The organism is Oleiphilus sp. HI0067 (assembly GCF_001635735.1).
The window spans coordinates 1-1,457 of sequence record NZ_LWFI01001605.1 but is presented as its reverse complement, the minus strand read 5'-3'; the positions used below and the strand labels follow the sequence as shown (position 1 = coordinate 1,457).

The 1,457-nt window shown below is 45.4% G+C and carries 2 protein-coding genes; one reads left to right on the top strand and one right to left on the bottom strand.

All coding sequences use genetic code 11. The features are described from left to right. Positions 1 to 924, top strand: a 924-nt coding sequence (locus tag A3739_RS26030) for a cation:proton antiporter (RefSeq protein WP_197472591.1), incomplete at its 5' end; no start/stop codon positions are given. 26 nt (positions 925 to 950) lie between these two features. Here the strand turns inward: A3739_RS26030 and A3739_RS26025 are convergent. Next, a complete protein-coding gene (locus A3739_RS26025; protein ID WP_068473178.1) occupies positions 951 to 1,400 on the bottom strand; it encodes a molybdenum cofactor biosynthesis protein MoaE in 450 nt (149 codons plus the stop codon). Positions 1,401 to 1,457: the final 57 nt, after the last annotated feature.

The following is a 1,457-nucleotide window of genomic DNA, read 5'->3' as shown; positions in this document are numbered from 1 at the left end:
TATGACTTAGGCATTGCGGCAGTATGGATTATGCTCGCGCTCATATTTTTAGCTCGCCCGATCTCAGTGTTTGTCGCAGCGATTGGCACTGACTTAAGTTGGCAAGAAAAATCTTTCTTATCTTGGATTGCGCCAAGGGGTATCGTCGCGGCTGCGGTATCTTCGTTATTTGCGTTTAAGTTAGAAGAGCCGGGAATGGTCGAGGCTGGAGTGCTGGTGCCTTTAGTATTTCTTGTGATTGTCGTGACTGTGGCTTTGCAGAGTGTGACCGCACGACCATTAGCGAAAGCCTTAGGCGTGCAAGAAGCCGATGATCATGGCTTTTTGTTCTTGGGGGCAAATCCACTCGCTCGTGATATTGCCAAAGCATTCTCAGAGCGTGGTGTGAAAGTTATTTTATCTGATACCAGCTGGGAAAATGTTCGTGCCGCTAGAATGGCAAGTTTACCGGTGTACTACGGGAATGCCGCGTCAGAACATGCTGAGAATAATCTTGATTTGACCGGAATAGGGCAATTCTTAGCGATTTCACCTTACAAACAACTGAACGCTCACGTGGTGTATCATTACCTTGATCACTTTGGTGCAAAGCATGTGTTTGCTTTTAACGAGGCGGAGCAAGAGCAACGAGCCAGCCATCAAGTATCAGAGACGTTCATGCAAACCAATAGTTTGTTTCAAGATGGCTTGAGTTACGCCAAGTTGGCAAGTTTGTATGCGAAAGGTGCGACAGTGAAACTCACACAACTGAGTGATGAGTTTTCTTTTGAGGATTACAAACGCGAGAATGATTCGAGAGCGACATTGTTATTTGGCATTTCGAGCGATGGCTGCGTTTATCCTATCGGCGGTAAAGAAAGTGTTGAGCCGCAGAGCGGTTGGGCGGTAGTAAGTTTGGTGCAAAAGAAAGAGGACGTGGCGTAAGTTTTTAGGAATCCTAAGCTAAAGGATTAGGATTCCCATTGTTTAGCCTGTTCTAAATCACTGTCTTTTGCTTCAACCCAGACTGTTTTTTCGCCGACTTCTTTTTTCCAGATTGTCGCATCTCGTTTTAAATAATCCATGATAAAACTGCAGGCAGCGAAGGATGCATCGCGATGAGAAGAGCTGACGGCCACAACAACGATTTGATCATCTAGTTCAAGTTCTCCGACACGATGAATAATGCATGTCCCTAGGATAGGCCAACGTCGTTTCGCCTGATCAACGATTTTCGCTAATTGCTTTTCAGTCATGCCTGGATAGTGTTCAAGCACGATGCTTTCTACGCCAGATTGATCTCCAAACTCTCGCACTAAACCTGTAAAAGTACAGATTGCACCAGTTTTTCCTGGATGTTGTTGGCGTAATTGCTGATGAATCTCTGCAATATCAAAATCATTTTCTTGGACTTGGATCATCGAGCTAGCCGCCTGTTACTGGAGGGAAGAAAGCAATGTCATCGTCGTTGCTAATGG

Bases quoted from the DNA above. Each gene is read 5' to 3' on its own strand.
- A3739_RS26025 (WP_068473178.1), bottom strand. From the start codon at position 1,400: ATGATCCAAGTCCAAGAAAATGATTTTGATATTGCAGAGATTCATCAG.